The sequence below is a fragment of the Marisediminitalea aggregata genome (genome assembly GCF_900129565.1).
In the GTDB taxonomy this organism is placed as follows: domain Bacteria; phylum Pseudomonadota; class Gammaproteobacteria; order Enterobacterales; family Alteromonadaceae; genus Alteromonas; species Alteromonas aggregata.
Map to the genome: position 1 here is coordinate 665,981 of NZ_FQWD01000003.1, position 17,625 is coordinate 683,605.

The window sequence follows — 17,625 nt, forward strand, 5'->3', positions numbered from 1 at the left end:
GTCATGACTAGTTATTCGTTTTAGGTACAAACGCCACAGCGCGCACAAAACCGGCTGAAGCGTGTTTAATCTTGTAAGGGAAGCAAGACACCCAGAATCCTGTTGATGGCAAGGCTTCCAGATTGGATAGCTTTTCCATCTGACCGTAGCCAATGTCTCTGCCGGCCTTGTGACCTTCCCAAATAATCGAGGCATCGCCTGACTCTGCGAAACGTTCCCGGGTAAATTTGAAAGGCGCGTCCCAACTCCACGCATCAGTCCCTACGACTTTGACACCGCGTTCCAGTAAATAGAGTGTTGCTTCACGCCCGATACCCACTCCCGCTTCAAGGTAACCAGGCTGTCCGAAAAGTGCTCCGGCGCGAGTGTTAACAACAACAATATCCAACGGCGCCAGGCTATGACCGATTCTCTTGAGTTCAGCTTCAACTTCATCCGGAGTAACAACATGACCATCCGGCAAGTGGCGAAAATCCAGTTTTACACCCGCCTGAAAACACCATTCCAGCGGTAATTCATCGATACCATAGGCTGGTTTACCGCCATCGGTCGTTGACGCGTAGTGCCAGGGCGCATCCATGTGGGTGCCACTGTGTGTGGTAATATTCAATCGTTCCGCCGCCCACGACTCATTACCCGGCAATTGATCAATACTCAGGCCCGGAAACATAGCTGCCATTTCAGGCCAGCCCTGCTGATGATCCATGTAATCGATTTTGGGTAGCAATGGTGGTGGATCAGTATGAGGGTTGTTGTCGAGGGTGACTGACAAATCAATCAGGGTAAACTGTCCCGGGTTAAACATTGTAATTCTCCACTACAACATGCTGGCGAATTTCCCCGAACAAACTGCGTCCGGTGTGATCCGTCGCCTTTAACGTGACTACTTCACCATGCGTTAAGAAAGGGGTATTGGGCGCGCCATTCGCTATCATTTCTTTGGCGCGTAACTCGGCAATACAGGCTTGTCCGACAGCAGGGTCTTCATTTGATACGGTACCTGACCCAATCACGGTACCTGGGTTGAGTTTGCGGGTCAGGGCAGCATGAGAGATGAGTTGATCGAAACCGAAGTGCATTTCACCACCGTGAGGTGAGCCAAACTTTTTCCCATCACGATGGATAACCATATCCAGCTGTACTTTAAAATTACGGAAATTATTACCAAGCTCATCTGGTGTCATCGCGATAGGAGCAAACGCCGTAGCGCCTTTCGCTTGCACAAAACCAAAACCTGTTTTCATTTCACGCGGCCCCAAGGCGCGATAGCTTATGTCATTGAGCATAACAATCAGGCGTATGGCACTGGCGGCTTGCTGAGGCGTCGCGCCCATGGGTACTGCATCAGTGATAACACCAAATTCCCCTTCAAAGTCAGCACCGTGATTAACGTCGGCAACGATAAGGTCGTCTGTAGGACCACAAAAACTGTCGCCAGCGCCCTGATACATCAGCGGGAATTTGTCGGCATCTTCAATGGGGTCCAGATGAAACGCTTTCTGCATCAAATGACCGTGATTCAAAAAACAAGAACCATCCAGCCATTGCCAGGCACGTGGTAACGGAGCCCCCAATGTCATTGCGTCAAGGGGTTGAGAAAAAGATAGCTTGCCAGCGTTGAGTAACTGGTATCGCTCTTCCAGTGCAGCTTCACACTCTTTCCAGTTATCCAGCGCATATTGCAGCGTTGGCGCAATATCCAGAACTTTTGCCATCGCACTTAAGTCTCTGGACACTAAAATCAACTCCCCATCCGGACTCGTTGTTTTAATCGTTGCAAATTTCATAATTACTGCCTGATTGAGCATTAACACCGACAGGCTCAACACCCATTGTTAAATTTTCTTTAATAAGTTGATATCAGGAATGGTAATCCACTATCATAAATCCATAAAATTGAATCTATAAATCAGATATATTTATAAAATTGATACCTTGATGCTCGAATTGTCAGGGGCTTTAAACTACAAAAGATCAAAAAAGAGAGTGTGATAATGCGAGTTGAACAGTTGGACTTGAATTTACTGTTGGCGCTGGAAATATTACTGGAAGAGCAAAATATAACGCGTGCTTCAGAAAGATTACATTTATCTCAATCTGCTACCAGCAGTATATTGGCAAGGCTTCGTGCTTACTTTGAGGATGATCTTCTGGTACAGGTCGGACGCACCATGCAACCTACCCCTTATGCCCTCGAGCTAGCGCAACCAGTCAGGCAGATACTCGGTATTGTGAGAGCGTCGATTACTTCAAAGCGGCAAAATGATCCCGCTTCCAGTCAACGACACTTCCGTATTATCGCTTCTGACTATATTACCCAGGTCGTATTTTGCCCGGTACTGGCTATCGTTGCGGACATGGCCCCCAACATTACGTTTGAATTCCTCACTCCTTTCAGCCATGGTGCAGATTTATTGGCCAAAGGTGCTGCGGATCTATTCATTGCCCCCAAACCCAATATGATTGAAGGATACCCACAGGAATTTCTGATCGCCGATGAACTGGTATGTATTGGAGATGGCAATCATTACTCCGAGACAACACTAATCAGTAAAGAGGCTTTTTTCTCCGCAGGCCATGTCACAGTGGGATTTGAGCGAATCAGCAGATTCAGCATTGAAACCTGGTTTGAAGAAACGCTAGGCAATCAGCGTAGAATTGAAATCATTAACAATGACTTTAATACCTTGTGCAAGGCATTAGTCGGTTCAAGCCGTTTGGCGGTTATTCCAGGTAAATACATTGACCAGCAAAAACACTTACCGCTGAAAATACTGGAGACGCCATTTCGTCTTCCTGAGTTAAACGAATATATGACCTGGCACCCAACCCTCGACGGTGATCCTATTCATCGTTGGTTGCGTCAACTGATCACTACTACGGTCAATGCTGCACGCTGCAGCGAGGGCTAAGTAAGCGTAAGGGTAAGGGTAAGGGTAAGGGTAAGGGTAAGGGTAAGGGTAAGGGTAAGTGAGCGTAGCTATAAAAAAGGGAGCAACATGCTCCCTTTCATTCTATTACACCATTTTTCGCAGCAGCTGACCCGTGTTGAGTGCCAGCAACCGGTAACAGCCCACGGCCCCGAGTACACCGACTACCAAAGCACCAACAGCCGGTGCAATGGCCCAGTATTCCCAGTGTATGGACGCTTCCATATCAAACACCCGGCTTTGCAACATAAACAAGCTGAACTCATTGGCCATGGCGGCCATTAAACCAGCTACGGTGCCGATGATCAGAAACTCGTTGATCACACTAAAACGAATGAGCGTTCCCTTCGCTCCCAGCGTTCGCAGAATGGCAAGCTCCTGTTGACGCTCGTCCATACTGGCCTGCACCTGGGCAAACAGCACTAATGAACCTGCCACCAGTACCAACACCAATATAAACTCCACCGCCAGTGAAACCTGGTCGATGATCTCGCGTACCTGATTAATCCGGGCGTCTACGTCAAACAAGGTTACCGAGGCAAATGGTTGCATCAGTGAGGTGATCTCAGCCTTGCGATCGCCGTCCAAATGAAAACTGGTGATGTAAGTTGCACTGAACTCCTGCATGGCCGCAGGGTGAATGACAAAGAAGAAATTCGGTTGCATGGTTTGCCAGTTCACTTCGCGAATACTGGTTACTTTGGTCACCACAATCTCGCTTCCCACATTGAATGTGAGTGTGTCACCCAAAGCAATTTTTAACCGCTCCGCAACGCCTTGTTCCACCGAAACAGGATACAGAGGCGACTCCCCTTCTGGTGTCCAGTTGGCATGCCAACTGCCCTGCACCACTTTGTTTTCGTGCTGTAGTACATCGCTCCAGGTTAAATTGGCCTCGCGCCCTAAACCTCGACGACCCTCAGTCGCTTCCGGGTCATCTTCCTTAGTGACTTCGGTATTCACACGCTCGTCGTTCACCGCCACAAAACGGCCTCGAATGACCGGGTAAAACGACTCAATATTCACGCCGTTGTCAGCAAAGTGCTGTTCTAACGCAGGCTTTTGTTGCTCGGTGATATTGATTAAGAAATAGTTGGGGGTATTTTCCGGCAACTGCGCGCGCCACTGCGCAACCATGTCGTTGCGCATTACCAACACCACCAGCAGCAGCATAATCGTAATTGAAAAGCTGATTAACTGAACGCTGTTGTCCATGGCGCGGCGGCGAATACGTGCCCAGGCGAGTTGCCAGGATCCCATGCTACCGGAACCTAACTTACGACCAACGGCAATAAGCCCCAGCGTGACTAAAACAAGTGCACCAACGAGTAACACGCCTGAACCAAACAAAATTGCGCTGATTTCCAGGTTCCGGCTATACACCCACATCAGTAAGAAAATCGCGCCACCTGACACACCAAACTGCAAGCCTTTTGAACTCATGCTCGCGCCCATATCCCGGCGTAACACACGCAGTGGCGGCACCGAGAACAGACGTAAAAGCGGATAAAGTGAGAACAGTACCGCGCAAATCGTACCGGTTAGTACGGCGATAAATACAGGGCGCCAATGCCAGACATCCAGTGACACATCAACCTGACCAGCAAGCGCAGTCACCACCAGTTGCTGGATTATTACACCTGCGATAATACCGATGACGATGCCCAGAACAGTGATGAACATCACCTGCAAAATATACACTCTGCGAATGAGTTGTTTGCTTGCTCCCAGGGTTTTAAAAATAGCAACCGGGTCAAAATGACGCTGACTGTAACGCTGTGCAGCCACCGCAATCGCCACCGCCGCTAATACAATCGCCAGCAAACTGGCTAACAAAAAGTATCGCTCCGCGCGGGCAATAGAGCGGCCAATAGCCGACTCGTCGTCACCTACCGTTTGCCAGCGATGCAGCTCATCATCTAATTGTGGGCGGAGCCAGTCATAGTAGCTGTCGATCACCGAGGTATCTCCGGCAAAATAAGCCTTATACACCACGCGGCTTCCCGGACCGGTAATGTTGGTTTTCTCCATGTCTTCCAGCGCAATTAACGCCATAGGGTCAGTGTTGAACACGCTGAATCCCTGATCCGGGATTTCGCTAAGCACGCGGGCGACGGTAAATTCGCTGTCACCCACATAAACCGTGCTGCCCAGCTTGACATCAAGCAATTGAAAAAGACGGGAATCGATCCAGATTTCACCCGGAGACGGTCGCTGCTGGGTGATCGATGGTGTGCCGAATGGTTCATTGGCGACTTTGATATCACCTTTAAGTGGATAGCCCTGGCCCACCGCGCGCAAATCCACCAGCGACATCTGCTGTTCGCCAAATGCCATGGAGCGCGTGCTAATTTGTTCGGCGGTTTCAATGCCCATACTATTAGCTTCAGTCAGCCATTCTGTCGATATGGGGTCGGCAGCCCTCAGCTGACTATCAGCAGCAATGAATTGTGATGAACGCTCTACCAGTGCACCTTGCAATCGCTCACTGAATAACGACAACGACAGTACAGCAGCAACAGAAAGAATAATGGCGAACAGGATGATCGTCAGTTCGCCGCGTCTGGCTTCGTGCTTAAATAGCCGCCAAGCAAGATTTGTCACCATTACCGGCTCCCTTCACCTGCAGAAGCCAGGAACGGCTTAACATTACTTTGTGAGGTAATTTCGATGAGCTCACCCGCCTGCATCCGCAACTGTCTGTCACACTTTGTCGCCAGCGTATTGTCGTGGGTCACTAATACCAATGTGGTCCCCACTTCACGGTTTAGCTCGAATAACAAATCTTCAATTTTTTCACTGTTGGCGGCATCCAGGTTACCGGTCGGTTCATCGGCAAACAGAATCTTTGGCTGACCAATGAAGGCACGGGCAATTGCGACACGTTGCTGCTCGCCACCCGACAACTGATTTGGATAATGGTGCGCGCGGTGACTTAACCCCACCTGTTCAAGAATATCCTGAGCGCGTTTTTTAGGATCAGGTAACCCGGCGATTTCCGCGGGCAGCATCACGTTTTCAATGGCAGTCAAACTCTGCACCAACATAAAGCTCTGGAATATAAAACCCACCTTGGCGCCACGGAGTTGTGCACGCTGCTCTTCATCCATAGTGTGAAGCGGCGCGTCATCCAGGAATATCTCACCGGCACTGACTTCGTCGAGCCCGGCCAGCAGACTCAGTAAGGTGGATTTACCGGAACCCGACGCCCCTACAATGGCAATCGACTCGCCCGGCTTGACTTGAAATGAAATTGGCTGAAGGATCTGTAGCGAACCTTCACTCGTAGTCACTATCTTAGTAATGTTTTTAGTTTCAATCATACAGGAGTAATCGTTGTCGTGTTTCGAAATGCTCTCAATAGCCTGATCACGTCGTGCAAACAGGTAAGTAAGCTCGTACTAGTAATACCACTGTTGATGTATTCAGATCACCTGTTAGCGGCAGATGACCGCTCAACCGACGCTTCTGTCGGACAAACAGCAGAAATTAAATTGTTGATCCTAGGTGATAGCCTAAGTGCCGGGTATGGGTTATTGCAAGCACAAAGCTGGGTTAGTTTGTTACAAAATATCTGGCTGGACGAGAACCGCAAGGTCGAAGTGATAAATGCTGCGATTAGTGGCGAAACATCTGATGGCGGACTGGCGAGGCTTCCCCGGTTACTGGACCAACATGCCCCCACCCACGTACTTATTGAGTTAGGTGGTAATGACGGCCTGCAGGGACATAACGTCACCAAGCTTCAGGAAAACCTGTCAAAAATGATAGAACTGGTCAAAGCTGAGGGTGCCGAGGTGTATTTGCAGGATATGGAAATCCCCACCAATTACGGCCGTCGCTACAATCAGTTATTCGGTAACTCTTTTGACACGGTAGCGGCCCAACAGAATGTAACGCTGGTGCCTTTTTTCATGCAGGACATTGCCTTGAATGATGAGTTAATGCAGCGTGACGGTATTCACCCCAATGAGAAAGGACAACCCCTCATTGCGGAATTTATGCATGGTCAGTTAACTCCGCTGCTGTTTTCAAATTAGTAATAAAGCAAAACAGCAGAGTGTGAATTACAGTAAAGTGCACTATAATGATTAAACTTTAACCATCCAGAATATTGGGGTTCCTATGGAAATCAGTCAGTCTTCCACAGCTCAGACCTATGCTCAGCCTGCACCGGTTAGAAACGAACAACCCGCTCCACCTGAGCCTCAGCGCCAGGCTTCATTAGAATCCAGCAGAGAACCTGCTCCGGTGCCGGAATCCAAACCCGCGCCAAGTGGCAACGTAGGGCAAAATATTGATACGTACGCCTAAACTGACTATACGCGGCTGAGTTGCAGGAAGGTTTTATCGAACTGACTTACCGGTATGGGTTTGCTGTAGTAGTATCCTTGTGCACGGGCGCATCCCAGCCGCTGTAAATGCATTTCTTGCTCTGGCGTTTCCACCCCTTCTGCAATGACTCTTAACCCGAAGTTTGCCGCCAAGTCGATGACAGACTTAACCACGCCCCCCTGATCATCAGCCCCCAGTTTTCCGGTGAACTCACGGTCTATTTTCAATTTATCTACCGGTAGCTTGTCTAAATAAGCCAGCGACGAATACCCCGTCCCAAAGTCATCGATTGCGACCGAGAATCCGGTTTCCCGTAACGTATTCAGAATATTGCTGGCCGATTGAAAATTCTCAATAATGGCACTTTCCACAATTTCCAGCTCAATGCGCTTCGCGTCAACGTTGTGATGCCTCGCCGTATTATGCATAGCATCGACAAGTTCGAAGTCTGATAAATCCAGGGCCGACACGTTGAACGATAAAAACAAGTCGTGTCCATGGGCCTGCCAGCGTTCCACAATGGAGAAGACTTCCTTAACCAGCCATTGGGTGACAAAACGAATCGACCGGGTCTGTTCTGCGATATGAATAAAGTCAGCAGGTGTTAAGAAGCCTTTCACCGGATGATTCCAACGCAGCAGCGCTTCGGCCCCCACCACACATTGATTAACAATGTCGAACTGAGGCTGTAAATACAGCTCCAGTTCGCCTCCGGCCACAGCGCGTTTGAGTTCAGCCGCAATGGTTAACCGGTTGTTCGCTTCAACCAGAATATCCTGCGTATAGAAGGCGAAGTTTGCCCCACCGGTTTTCTTCGAACGATACATAGCAGCATCGGCCCGAACTAACAGGTCATCGGCGTTATTGGCGTCTTGTGGGAAACGCGCGATGCCAATAGACACCCCAACGTTGACTTCGTGGTCGCCCGACAAATAAAACGGCTTATTAAGTTCCTGGGTTAAGTTACTGGCCAGCGTAACCAATTCAGACTGATGATGATATTCCTCAATTAACAAAACAAACTCGTCGCCGCCCATTCTGGCCAGAATATCGGACTTTCTTAATCTGGATGCGAGACGTTCTGTCACTTTTGACAACAGTTCGTCACCCGCAATATGCCCCAAAGAGTCATTTACCACTTTGAATCTGTCCAAATCCAGAAATAACAACGCACAGCTGGCTTCGTGTCGTTCTGCCCGGCAAACGGCGTGATGTAAATGCAATTTAAACTGCACGCGATTAGGTAGCCCGGTCAGTGAGTCGTAGTGGGCGAGTCGCTCCAGCTTTTCTTCAGATTGCTTGATTTGTGTAATATCAGAGAACACGGCAACGTAATAGTTAACGTCATTTTGCTCTCCCCGTACAACGGAAATGCTCAATAGCTCAGGAAAAACCGTGCCGCTTTTTCGTTTATTCCAAATCTCACCACGCCAGAATCCGTCGGCATCTAATGCCTGAAACATCTTTTTGAAGAAAGACGGCGGATGAATACCCGAAGCCAACACGCTAGGTTTCTGGCCAATGATTTCTGCTTCGCTATAACCGGTGATAACGGAAAAAGCGGGGTTAACTGACACTATGTGTTGTTCGGCATCCGTCACTATGATGCCCTCAAGACTGTGATTAAATACGTGTTGGCTCAATTCCCAACGCGCCTGATATTCAAGTGTTTCGGTGATATCAATAATCAAAGTGAATAAGAATGGTCTTTCGGCAATGTCCACTGGCGTTGAAAACGCCTCTACGTTTTTAATGGAACCGTCAGCGAGTTGATGCTTGCGAACAAACCGACTGGAGGCGCGCATGAAGGCTTGCTGAATATTGTCTTTAACCGTGTCATCGTTTGACTGGTCAATTTGCTGCATGCGCATGCTAACCAGCTGGGACACGTCATAGCCATAAAATTTACCGGCGGCTTCATTGGCATCAACAATATTGCCTTGTTCATCCAGAATTAGCATCACCACAGCATGTGACGAGAAAAACTGGCGAAATTTTTCTTCCGAGCGACGCAAGGCCTGGAAAGACTTGCGAAGCAACGCCCTGTTGTTTTCTCGCAGTTGCGCAACGTAAATGGCAATAGCGGTACACAGCAAAGCGATAAACCAGGAGACCGGATGAAAATGGGTTTCTGTCCAGCCTGTTGCTGGTTCCGCCTCTAATTGCCACTGACCATAGGGTAATTTAACAGGTAATGTCACCGGACGTTCGAGTTCTGTGGACACGTTTTTTTCGAAGATCCGGATCACGCTACCCTGGTCTGTTGTTTTTTTCAGGACCAGGTTTAAACCGTGCTCTTCAGTCAGGCCGGCACGCACAATGACACTGTCATAGTCGAGCACCACTGAAATGACTCCCCATGTCTCATCGCCCACAAATACTGGTAAACGCGCAATGAGCCCGACACCTCCCTGAACCAGGTTTACCGGCCCATCGAGGATGGTTTTCCTTACCGAAATGGCTTTGAAGACAGAATCACGCTGTGCAGGGATATCTCGATAATCAATACCTCTGGCCTTTTCGTTGCCTTCTATCGGGTAGATCATCTGAACAACAAAATCTTTTGCTCCACCAATATTGATGATGCTATTGCGCTGGGCCAGCAAACCGCCCACAAATTGAGAAAATTCGTCCTGCTCCAGTTCCGGGTTTAGCGACACGTACGCAGATACACCACGCATCAGCTCTATGTTGGTATAGAGTTCGAATTCAAGATTCGCGCGCAGAGAAGCAAGTCGTTGAGTAACGTCGTTAATTTGCTGTTCACGCTCCCATTTGGATGCCAGAAAATCCGCAACCAGCGTTAACGCAACAGCCAGTAACACAATGACGCCAAAAATACGCAGTGGAAACGTCTTAACAGTCATTGAGTTTTATACAACTTTGTCGCCCAATAGCGAACGGTTGTCTTGCACTTACAATCCCTCCTCATGGATTGACTACGACCTAAGTATCAACCACAACCGTGATTATTCAACTGTATTATAGCAATTCGTCACTATTTTAGTTCAGCCTGATGTAATGTAGTTGATGTATTTATGAAGAACAATATGAAATTTTATACTTTTTAAAGCGTTAGCGTAGATAAATAAAAAGCCCCGCTTTTGCGAGGCTCTGCTTGTTAGTGATTTCACCAACAGTTTCTTTGTTAGCGCTGTTTCTGACTATGTCAGCTTCGTTATACAGGCATCTCCCAGCGACGCCACAAATCAACGCTCACCTGGCAATCAGTCTAATCTGATGTACTGCGACGCTTGTGGCGTATCAGCAAATGACTGATAACGCTCCTGAAGCTTAATTTGACGAGAGGTATGTTCAATGACTTTTCCATTGATCAGCACCGTCTCTGCTGCTTCAGTGACTTCCAGCGGATCGCCGCTCCAGATAACCAGATCCGCACGAGCGCCTTTAGCCAGACTACCGATAGTCCCCTCCATCCCAAAAATACGTGCAGGATTCACGGTCAGTGCTGCCAACGCGGCCTCGTGTGACAGGCCATGACCAACCGCGTTACCAGCATGCTGTGTTGCCAGTCGGATGTTGTGTGTTTCCATGCCAATAGCAATGGTAACGCCGGCATTGTGCAATCGCGCCGCGTTGGCCAATGTAGCCCCCATCTGATCAAATCCACCAGGTAGGTTAAATTCTGGATCAATAATGACAGGAATCTTTGCGCTGGCTAGCTCATCAGCAACACGCCAGGCCTCCATACCTTTAACAAGTACAACATTCATTCCCGGATGACGCTGTTTAAATGCGATCACTTGACGAATGTCTGCTGCGCGGTCGGCGTGGATCAGTAAAGGCACTTCACCCTTTACGACCGGTCTGAGAGCCTGTACGTCCAAACGACTGTTAATGCCGTGCCAGTCAGACGTTGGCGACAAGCTCTTCGGTGCCTCTTTCACTTCGTTGATAGCGTTTTCCAGCATTACCCACACTGCAGCTCTCGAACCACCCGCATCATCAGCGCCGGCATTACCCACATTGACTGCCACAAAGGCTTTTGGCTTCAGTACAGGCTGAGCATCGCTTGCAAGGGTAATCACCGCCCCCTGCCCGTGGAATAAATACTCGGTACGAGAAATAGTGGTCGCCGCAGATGTGACACCTTCCACCCGACTGATCGCCATTAGCGACGAATCAGGGTTCACGGCATAGCTAACATCGTAAGCCGCTCCGGTGGCAGATATTGGCAACGTGGTTACTGAGCTATCTACAGTGCCAGCCGACATCCCGACTTCCACCAAGCCAAGTTGGGTATATGCGCCAACCAAACCCGGCGTTACATATTTACCTGTGGCGTCTATCACGGTATATCCAGCCGGGACGTCTGCCCCATTGGAAACACTCACCACAGTGTTGTTGTCGATCAGAACTGTCGCAGATTCCAGTGTGCCCTGGGCTGTTCCAGTGAACACTTTGCCACCTACAACAGCAATTTTATCGGCTAACGCGGTCGCACTTACGCAAAGAAGTGCAGCAGTTAATACAAACGTCTTCATTTACTGTCTCCTTCACCAACTTGCCCCAACTCAAAATCAGCCACTGGCCAACTCTGCGGATCGTTAAGATCATAGGCCAGACCACCGTCGATATAGACTTTTTCCGCTCTTGCGTAAGTGGAAAACGGGTTCGCAGTCCACATGACCAGGTCGGCATTTTTACCGCTTTCCAGTGAACCGGTTTTGTCGAAAATCCCCAACGATTTAGCAGGGTTTGCCGACAGCCAAATCCACGCATCTTGCTGTGGAATATCTATGCCCGCACGACGTCCATCGGCCCAGGCCTTAGCGGCTTCCTGATTGAGTCGCTGGATCCCCAGATCGCTGTCTGAGTGTACGATGGCACAGGCGCCAGTATTGTGAACCATGGGCACATTTTCGCGAATCCCGTCGTAGGCTTCCATTTTGAAACCCCACCAATCAGCCCACATGGCTGAACACACGTTGTTCTCAGCCAGAATGTCAGAAATTTTGTAAGCTTCTACCGCATGCTGGAACGAGTAAATCTGGTAATTAAACTCTTTCATTACATCCATCATTACCGCCATTTCGTCGGCGCGGTAGCAATGCATATGTACGCGGATGTCACCATCCAATACACCGGCCAACGTCTCTAAATTGAGATCGCGCTTGGGTGCTTTCGGGTTTTTACCTGCTTCATAATCGGCTTCGTACTGATCCCATTTGCGCATGTAGTCTTGCGCATCGGACCAAGCCTGTCGGTACCCGGCAACGTTCCCCATTCGGGTAGACGGACCACCGCGTTTGCCATATACGCGTTTGGGGTTCTCACCACAGGCCATTTTCAAACCATAGGGAGCGTCTGGAAATTTCATTTCCTGCATGGTGCGATGAGGCACGTTTTTTAACACCACTGAACGTCCACCGAACAAATTGGCTGAGCCCGGCAGGATTTGCAGCGACGTGACACCGCCGGCAAGTGCCCGGCCAAATCCGGGATCCTGCGGCCAGACTGAGTGTTCGGCCCATACGTTTGCGGTTACGGGTTTCACAATTTCATTGCCATCAGAATGAGAATGCGTAGAGGGATTCGGGTACACACCAAGGTGGCTGTGAACGTCGATAATCCCTGGCGTAACCCATTTTCCCTGACCATCAATTGTAAGAACACCGTCTGGTACCGATAGCGTTTCACCAATTTCAACTATCTTGCCGTCGGCAAAATACACCATCCCCTTGTCTATTTTGTTGCCAATGCCATCGAGTATCGTGACATTAGTGATCAATGTGGGTTCACCCGCCAGCGGTGTGTAGCGGCTTGGGAAGGGATTTTTATCGATACTGACTTTTGCTGCCTGTTCGGTTTTAGCGGCTTTGTCTTCAGAGCACGCCGTTAACCAAAACGCACAGCAACACAGCATTATTATACTGAGTCGTTTATGTGTGTTATTCATCTTTCCTGGATCCGTTATAGTGTGTTGTTTTCACCAGTTCCCGGCACTTGTTGTTGCCGACAAATGATGGAGCCAAGCCCACAGCGCCATACCATAGGCACAGCGCTACAAACTATAACGTTAGCGAAAAGAAACTGAAGCAACAAGTTCAGCGACGACGGCTTACCTTAAAGATGTGCGGACTGTCGCAATACGTTTACAATCTCGTCTGCTTTTTGCAAACGACGGATATTGCTGAACAGCGTTTCTGCCTGAGGATACTGGCGTTTAAGATAGCCACACCACTGCTTAATACGGTTTGGGTAATAGCGACCTTTGTCACCAAAAATCTCATACCCGGAGTAATCAATGAGTAATTGTGACAGGTCTTGCCACGCCATGGGCGCTTCTTCACCACGGATATGCCGCGCCAGATTGGGCATGGCCAGCGCCCCACGGCCTATCATCAGATCATCACACCCCGATGCCTGCATACAGCGCACCGCATCGTCGTGATTCCAAATTTCACCATTGGCAATAACGGGTAAGCGGGTGACTGCTTTAATTTTCTTGATCCAATCCCAGTAAGCCGGTGGTCGATAACCCTCGGTTTTTGTTCGGGCGTGTACCACCAATTCACTGGCGCCAGCTTCATCAATAGCCACCGCATTATCGATAGCCAGGGATTTGTCTTCATAACCGAGTCGGATTTTTGCCGTAACCGGTAAGTGCGCGGGTACCGCCTGACGAACTGCGTAAACAATATCGTGGAGCTGCTGGGTGTATTGCAACAACACCGCCCCGCCTTTGCTTTTGTTCACTGTTTTTGCCGGGCAGCCGAAATTCAGGTCAACACCCGGCGAACCCAGTTCCACGGCCGTCATTGCATTTTCAGCCAGCCATTCAGGGTGCTGTCCTAGCAGTTGAATTTTAACCGGCACCCCGCTGGGCGTTTTACAGTCGTTGTGCAGTTCAGGGCAAAGTCGGTAAAAGGTTTTATGAGGGAGCTTTTGGTCAACCACACGCACAAATTCTGTTACGCACAGATCAAACCCGCCTACACGGGTAAGCATGTCACGCATTAAATGGTCGACGACCCCTTCCATCGGGGCTAGGTACACTCTCATAGTAGTCTGGGAACTCGGTGAAAAATTGGCCGCGAAGTGTAGCAAACATCACGCTGCCCAGTAAATATGTGGTGAGCTATTGGTTTTTTGAGTAGTCGTAAAGGTAAAGGAATTACATGTGTTGCGGCACTGAAGCCTGTACTGCGGTAGCTTCGTGACTATGCCACAGGCACACATAGCAAGGATATTGCTTGTCCAGCGAACTGAAGAACGCCTTTTCGTCTTGTGCTTCTACACGCACAAATCGCTGACTTATACCGTCGTAAAGTAAGGCTACAAACTGCACAACCATCCCCTCATTCATTTGAATAAGGGGATTATACGTTTAGACGTCTAGAATTCCAAACGTCTATTTGTGATTTTATCGCAAATTATTGTGCATTGGTGTCAGATAGCAAATACCGCAATGCGCCACCAATCGCAGCAACCTGAGCCAAATTGCAAATCTCATCGGTTGCTGACGGACTATCCGGATATACTTCTGTGGTTGAACACATGGGCGCGTTAGTAAACCCGCCACACAAAAACAGGGCTTTCTTGTCGTAGCCGATGACGCCTTCTGAAAGCAGGGTTTCACCAATGATGCGGCCACTGTCGTCGGCCGGTGCAATATGCGTTACCTGCTTAACTTCGCGGATCATGGCTTCCTGCAAAGCAATACAGGGCTGCTGTGTATCGGCAACCAAATAAAAACCGTCCGGAATGTTCCAGGTCTTCTGCTCAATTGCGTCCCGGGCGGCCAAGGCGGGTCGAAATTCACTGTTATCGGTATCGGTGGTTTCGTGCAGATCCACGTGCAACGTGATGTCAAATGGCAATGAATTGACAAAATCCATAAGCAACTGGGATTCAGCTGCCGGTGAATCAGATTTGAATGAACGATTAGGATCAACGGCTTTAGGATTCCAGCGGTTAATCGTTTCATAGCCCCATGGACTCACGCAGGGCACGATAACGAAATTGACCTTGCCGTTATAAGCCGCACTGTATTCGTTAGCGAATAATATAGCGCCCTGTACACCACTGGTTTCGTAACCATGCACACCACCGGTAATTAGAACCCACGGTGCGCCATCAGTGGGACTTTTAGACAGCAAGGCATACAATGGATACCGCTCGGTATCGTAGGGTAACGCGCCATATTGAACCCGGGTCAACGTTTCCGGCAATGCCGTTAACTTTGTCAGCACTTCCTCTGCGTAACTGCGTTTGACAGACTGAAGTTCAAGCCACTGGCGTTTTTCATTCTCACCCCATGGCGTTCCGGGCGTACCAATTGGATACATAGTCACCTTCATCATTTTATTGAATTAAAAAATAGACTGTAGCTTAGCATAAACGGGATCAGGCATTCAGTAAGCACCTGAATTTGTTCAGACTCCACTGCCCTATCAACTTGCCACCCTGAACAATTATTGTGCAACATGCGCTGTCTGTAGAGTTAATTTACTAACCATTTCAATAAGTAACGTTATGGCTCAGGTATTGCTTCGGGGATTACTAACTACCAATGGTACTAAACTGGCGCTGCTTAGCTGCACCACGACATTGATTTGCACAACGACGTGCCCTTTGGCGATCACCTGATAGCCAAGGGGCATTTTTGTTTAAAAAACGTGATACCGACAATAACGAGGCTTATTATGGACGCGAAAACAATTTCACTGGTTCAATCTACCTTTCAGCAAGTCGTACCTATAGCAGGGACCGCTGCATCCTTGTTTTACACCAAACTGTTTGAACTTGATCCGTCGCTTAGACCCCTGTTTAAATCTGACATCACGGAACAAGGCAAAAAACTGATGCAAATGATTGGCGTAGCAGTGAATGGTCTGAACAATCTCGATGCGCTAGTTCCGGCCGTAGAGCAACTTGGTGCACGCCATGTCGGTTACGGCGTGCAGGACAGTCACTACGATACGGTGGGGACTGCCCTGCTATGGACGCTGAATAAAGGGCTGGCCGAAGACTTCACACCGGAAGTAGAAGCCGCCTGGACAGAAGTCTACACCCTGCTGGCAGGCGTCATGAAAGAAGCCTCAAAAACGCAGGTTGCCTGATAGCTCAACCCTTACAAATAAACAACCACTCGGATGTGCTGCTTGTCATGATCCGAGTGCTAATTACCAATGCCAAAGAGTACCGTCTTCAAGCCGGTTAACCGGCAAACATGCACGTTTGTACGGGTACTTTTTGGCAAGTTCTTCGTCTATATCGACACCATGCCCTGGCGTTTCTCCCGGAGTGAAGTAACCGTCATCAAACTTATAGCTGACACTGAACACCGATTCCATCAATTCACTGTGTGGCATGTGCTCCTGAATACCGAAATTCGGCACCCAGTAATCAAAATGCAGCGCGGCCCCCATACAAACTGGCGACAAGTCCGTCGCGCCGTGGCATCCCATTCGAATGTGGTACAAACTGGCCAGATCGGCAATACGGCGTAACTGCGTGATCCCGCCGGCATGTACAACAGTGGAGCGGATGTAATCAATCCACTGATTCTGTATTAACGCCTGACAGTCGTGAATAGAATTAAACACCTCTCCTACCGCAATGGGCGTCGTCGTGTGTTCACGGATCAGCTTAAAGCCTTGCTGGTTCTCGGCCGCTACCGGATCTTCCATCCAGAACAGGTGATAAGGTTCCAGCGACTTACCCAGACGTGCCGCTTCAATAGGACTTAAACGGTGATGCACATCGTGAAGGAGATGTATATCGTCACCGTATTGTTCACGCACCGCGGCAAACAACTTCGGCGCAAAGTTCAGGTATTTCTCAGTCGACCATACCGATTCCGTTGGTAGGTCTGCATCGGCCGGCTCGTACTTCTGGCCTTCTTTCGCCACCCCGTAAGTGCTTTTTACACCGGGAATACCCGATTGAACACGTATCGCTTTGTAACCGTCCTCAATGGCTTTACCTACGGCGTCCAGTGTTGCCGGAATATCAGCGCCATTCGCGTGGGTGTATACCATGATTTTATCCCGACTTCGGCCGCCCAGTAACTGGTACAATGGCAAACCCGCTACCTTAGCCTTTATATCCCATAACGCCGTGTCTACCGCTGCAATAGCAGTCATCCCCACGGGTCCACGTCGCCAGTAAGCGCCGCGATAGAAAAATTGCCAGATATCTTCAATACGGTGAGGATCTTTCCCTATTAAAGCTGGGGCAATATAGTCTTCCAGGTAACTCACCACGCTTTTTTCCCGGCCGTTGAGTGTAGCATCACCGATGCCATAGATACCTTCGTCGGTGACTATTTTAAGTGTCACGAAATTGCGTCCCGGTGAACAAACGATGACTTTAACGTCGCGGATTTTCATGA

Annotated in this window: 15 protein-coding genes; 4 read left to right on the forward strand and 11 right to left on the reverse strand. The window is 49.1% G+C overall.

Features of this window, described 5'->3' with window-relative positions:
* Positions 1–7: 7 nt before the first annotated feature.
* Together BUB81_RS10960 and BUB81_RS10965 are read right to left on the reverse strand one after the other, a co-directional pair.
* Positions 8–805 carry a cyclase family protein gene (locus BUB81_RS10960; RefSeq protein ID WP_073322572.1) on the reverse strand — a complete coding sequence of 266 codons (798 nt, stop codon included), beginning with the start codon at positions 803–805 and terminating at the stop codon, positions 8–10.
* Positions 798–1,787: a fumarylacetoacetate hydrolase family protein gene (locus tag BUB81_RS10965; RefSeq protein WP_073322574.1), complete on the reverse strand. Its 990-nt coding sequence runs from the start codon at positions 1,785–1,787 to the stop codon at positions 798–800. Before BUB81_RS10965 ends, BUB81_RS10960 begins: the two co-directional genes overlap by 8 nt.
* A gap of 207 nt (positions 1,788–1,994) precedes the next feature.
* Here BUB81_RS10965 and BUB81_RS10970 point away from each other — a divergent pair, with 207 nt between their 5' ends.
* Complete coding sequence (locus BUB81_RS10970) at positions 1,995–2,912, forward strand: LysR family transcriptional regulator (protein ID WP_073322577.1); 918 nt, start codon at positions 1,995–1,997, stop codon at positions 2,910–2,912.
* A gap of 105 nt (positions 2,913–3,017) precedes the next feature.
* On the opposite strand, the gene BUB81_RS10975 is transcribed toward BUB81_RS10970, so the two are convergent.
* Together BUB81_RS10975 and BUB81_RS10980 are read right to left on the reverse strand one after the other, a co-directional pair.
* Positions 3,018–5,537, reverse strand: a complete 2,520-nt coding sequence (locus BUB81_RS10975) for an ABC transporter permease (protein WP_073322579.1) — start codon at positions 5,535–5,537, stop codon at positions 3,018–3,020.
* On the reverse strand, positions 5,537–6,253 hold the full coding sequence (locus tag BUB81_RS10980) for an ABC transporter ATP-binding protein (RefSeq protein WP_073322581.1): 717 nt from the start codon (positions 6,251–6,253) through the stop codon (positions 5,537–5,539). Before BUB81_RS10980 ends, BUB81_RS10975 begins: the two co-directional genes overlap by 1 nt.
* Before the next feature lie 18 nt (positions 6,254–6,271).
* On the opposite strand from BUB81_RS10980, the gene BUB81_RS10985 reads away from it, so the two are divergent.
* Both BUB81_RS10985 and BUB81_RS10990 read left to right on the forward strand, forming a co-directional pair.
* The gene (locus BUB81_RS10985) at positions 6,272–6,970 is read left to right on the forward strand and encodes an arylesterase (RefSeq protein ID WP_073322583.1); all 699 of its coding nucleotides are present in this window, start codon (positions 6,272–6,274) and stop codon (positions 6,968–6,970) included.
* Between the two features lie 85 nt (positions 6,971–7,055).
* The gene (locus BUB81_RS10990; RefSeq protein ID WP_073322585.1) at positions 7,056–7,244 is read left to right on the forward strand and encodes a hypothetical protein; all 189 of its coding nucleotides are present in this window, start codon (positions 7,056–7,058) and stop codon (positions 7,242–7,244) included.
* A 5-nt stretch (positions 7,245–7,249) separates the two neighbouring features.
* Here the strand turns inward: BUB81_RS10990 and BUB81_RS10995 are convergent, their stop codons facing one another.
* From BUB81_RS10995 to BUB81_RS11020, 6 genes are all read right to left on the reverse strand, one after another.
* Complete coding sequence (locus tag BUB81_RS10995) at positions 7,250–10,132, reverse strand: bifunctional diguanylate cyclase/phosphodiesterase (RefSeq protein WP_073322587.1); 2,883 nt, start codon at positions 10,130–10,132, stop codon at positions 7,250–7,252.
* A 360-nt stretch (positions 10,133–10,492) separates the two neighbouring features.
* The gene (locus tag BUB81_RS11000) at positions 10,493–11,770 is read right to left on the reverse strand and encodes an amidohydrolase family protein (protein ID WP_073322589.1); all 1,278 of its coding nucleotides are present in this window, start codon (positions 11,768–11,770) and stop codon (positions 10,493–10,495) included.
* Complete coding sequence (locus BUB81_RS11005; RefSeq protein ID WP_073322591.1) at positions 11,767–13,185, reverse strand: amidohydrolase; 1,419 nt, start codon at positions 13,183–13,185, stop codon at positions 11,767–11,769. The genes BUB81_RS11000 and BUB81_RS11005 overlap by 4 nt, the downstream gene beginning before the upstream one ends.
* Before the next feature lie 167 nt (positions 13,186–13,352).
* Entirely contained in the window at positions 13,353–14,291 is a 939-nt protein-coding gene (gene dusC, locus BUB81_RS11010; protein ID WP_073322593.1) for a tRNA dihydrouridine(16) synthase DusC, read from the reverse strand.
* A 112-nt stretch (positions 14,292–14,403) separates the two neighbouring features.
* Entirely contained in the window at positions 14,404–14,577 is a 174-nt protein-coding gene (locus BUB81_RS22155; protein WP_175555799.1) for a hypothetical protein, read from the reverse strand.
* A gap of 85 nt (positions 14,578–14,662) precedes the next feature.
* Positions 14,663–15,577 (reverse strand): M14 family metallopeptidase, encoded by a 915-nt coding sequence (locus BUB81_RS11020; protein WP_425435071.1) that lies wholly within the window; start codon positions 15,575–15,577, stop codon positions 14,663–14,665.
* A 357-nt stretch (positions 15,578–15,934) separates the two neighbouring features.
* Here BUB81_RS11020 and BUB81_RS11025 point away from each other — a divergent pair, with 357 nt between their 5' ends.
* Positions 15,935–16,351 carry a globin family protein gene (locus tag BUB81_RS11025; RefSeq protein WP_073322598.1) on the forward strand — a complete coding sequence of 139 codons (417 nt, stop codon included), beginning with the start codon at positions 15,935–15,937 and terminating at the stop codon, positions 16,349–16,351.
* A 63-nt stretch (positions 16,352–16,414) separates the two neighbouring features.
* Here BUB81_RS11025 and manD read toward each other — a convergent pair whose 3' ends face one another.
* Positions 16,415–17,623: a D-mannonate dehydratase ManD gene (gene manD / locus BUB81_RS11030; protein WP_073322600.1), complete on the reverse strand. Its 1,209-nt coding sequence runs from the start codon at positions 17,621–17,623 to the stop codon at positions 16,415–16,417.
* Positions 17,624–17,625: the final 2 nt, after the last annotated feature.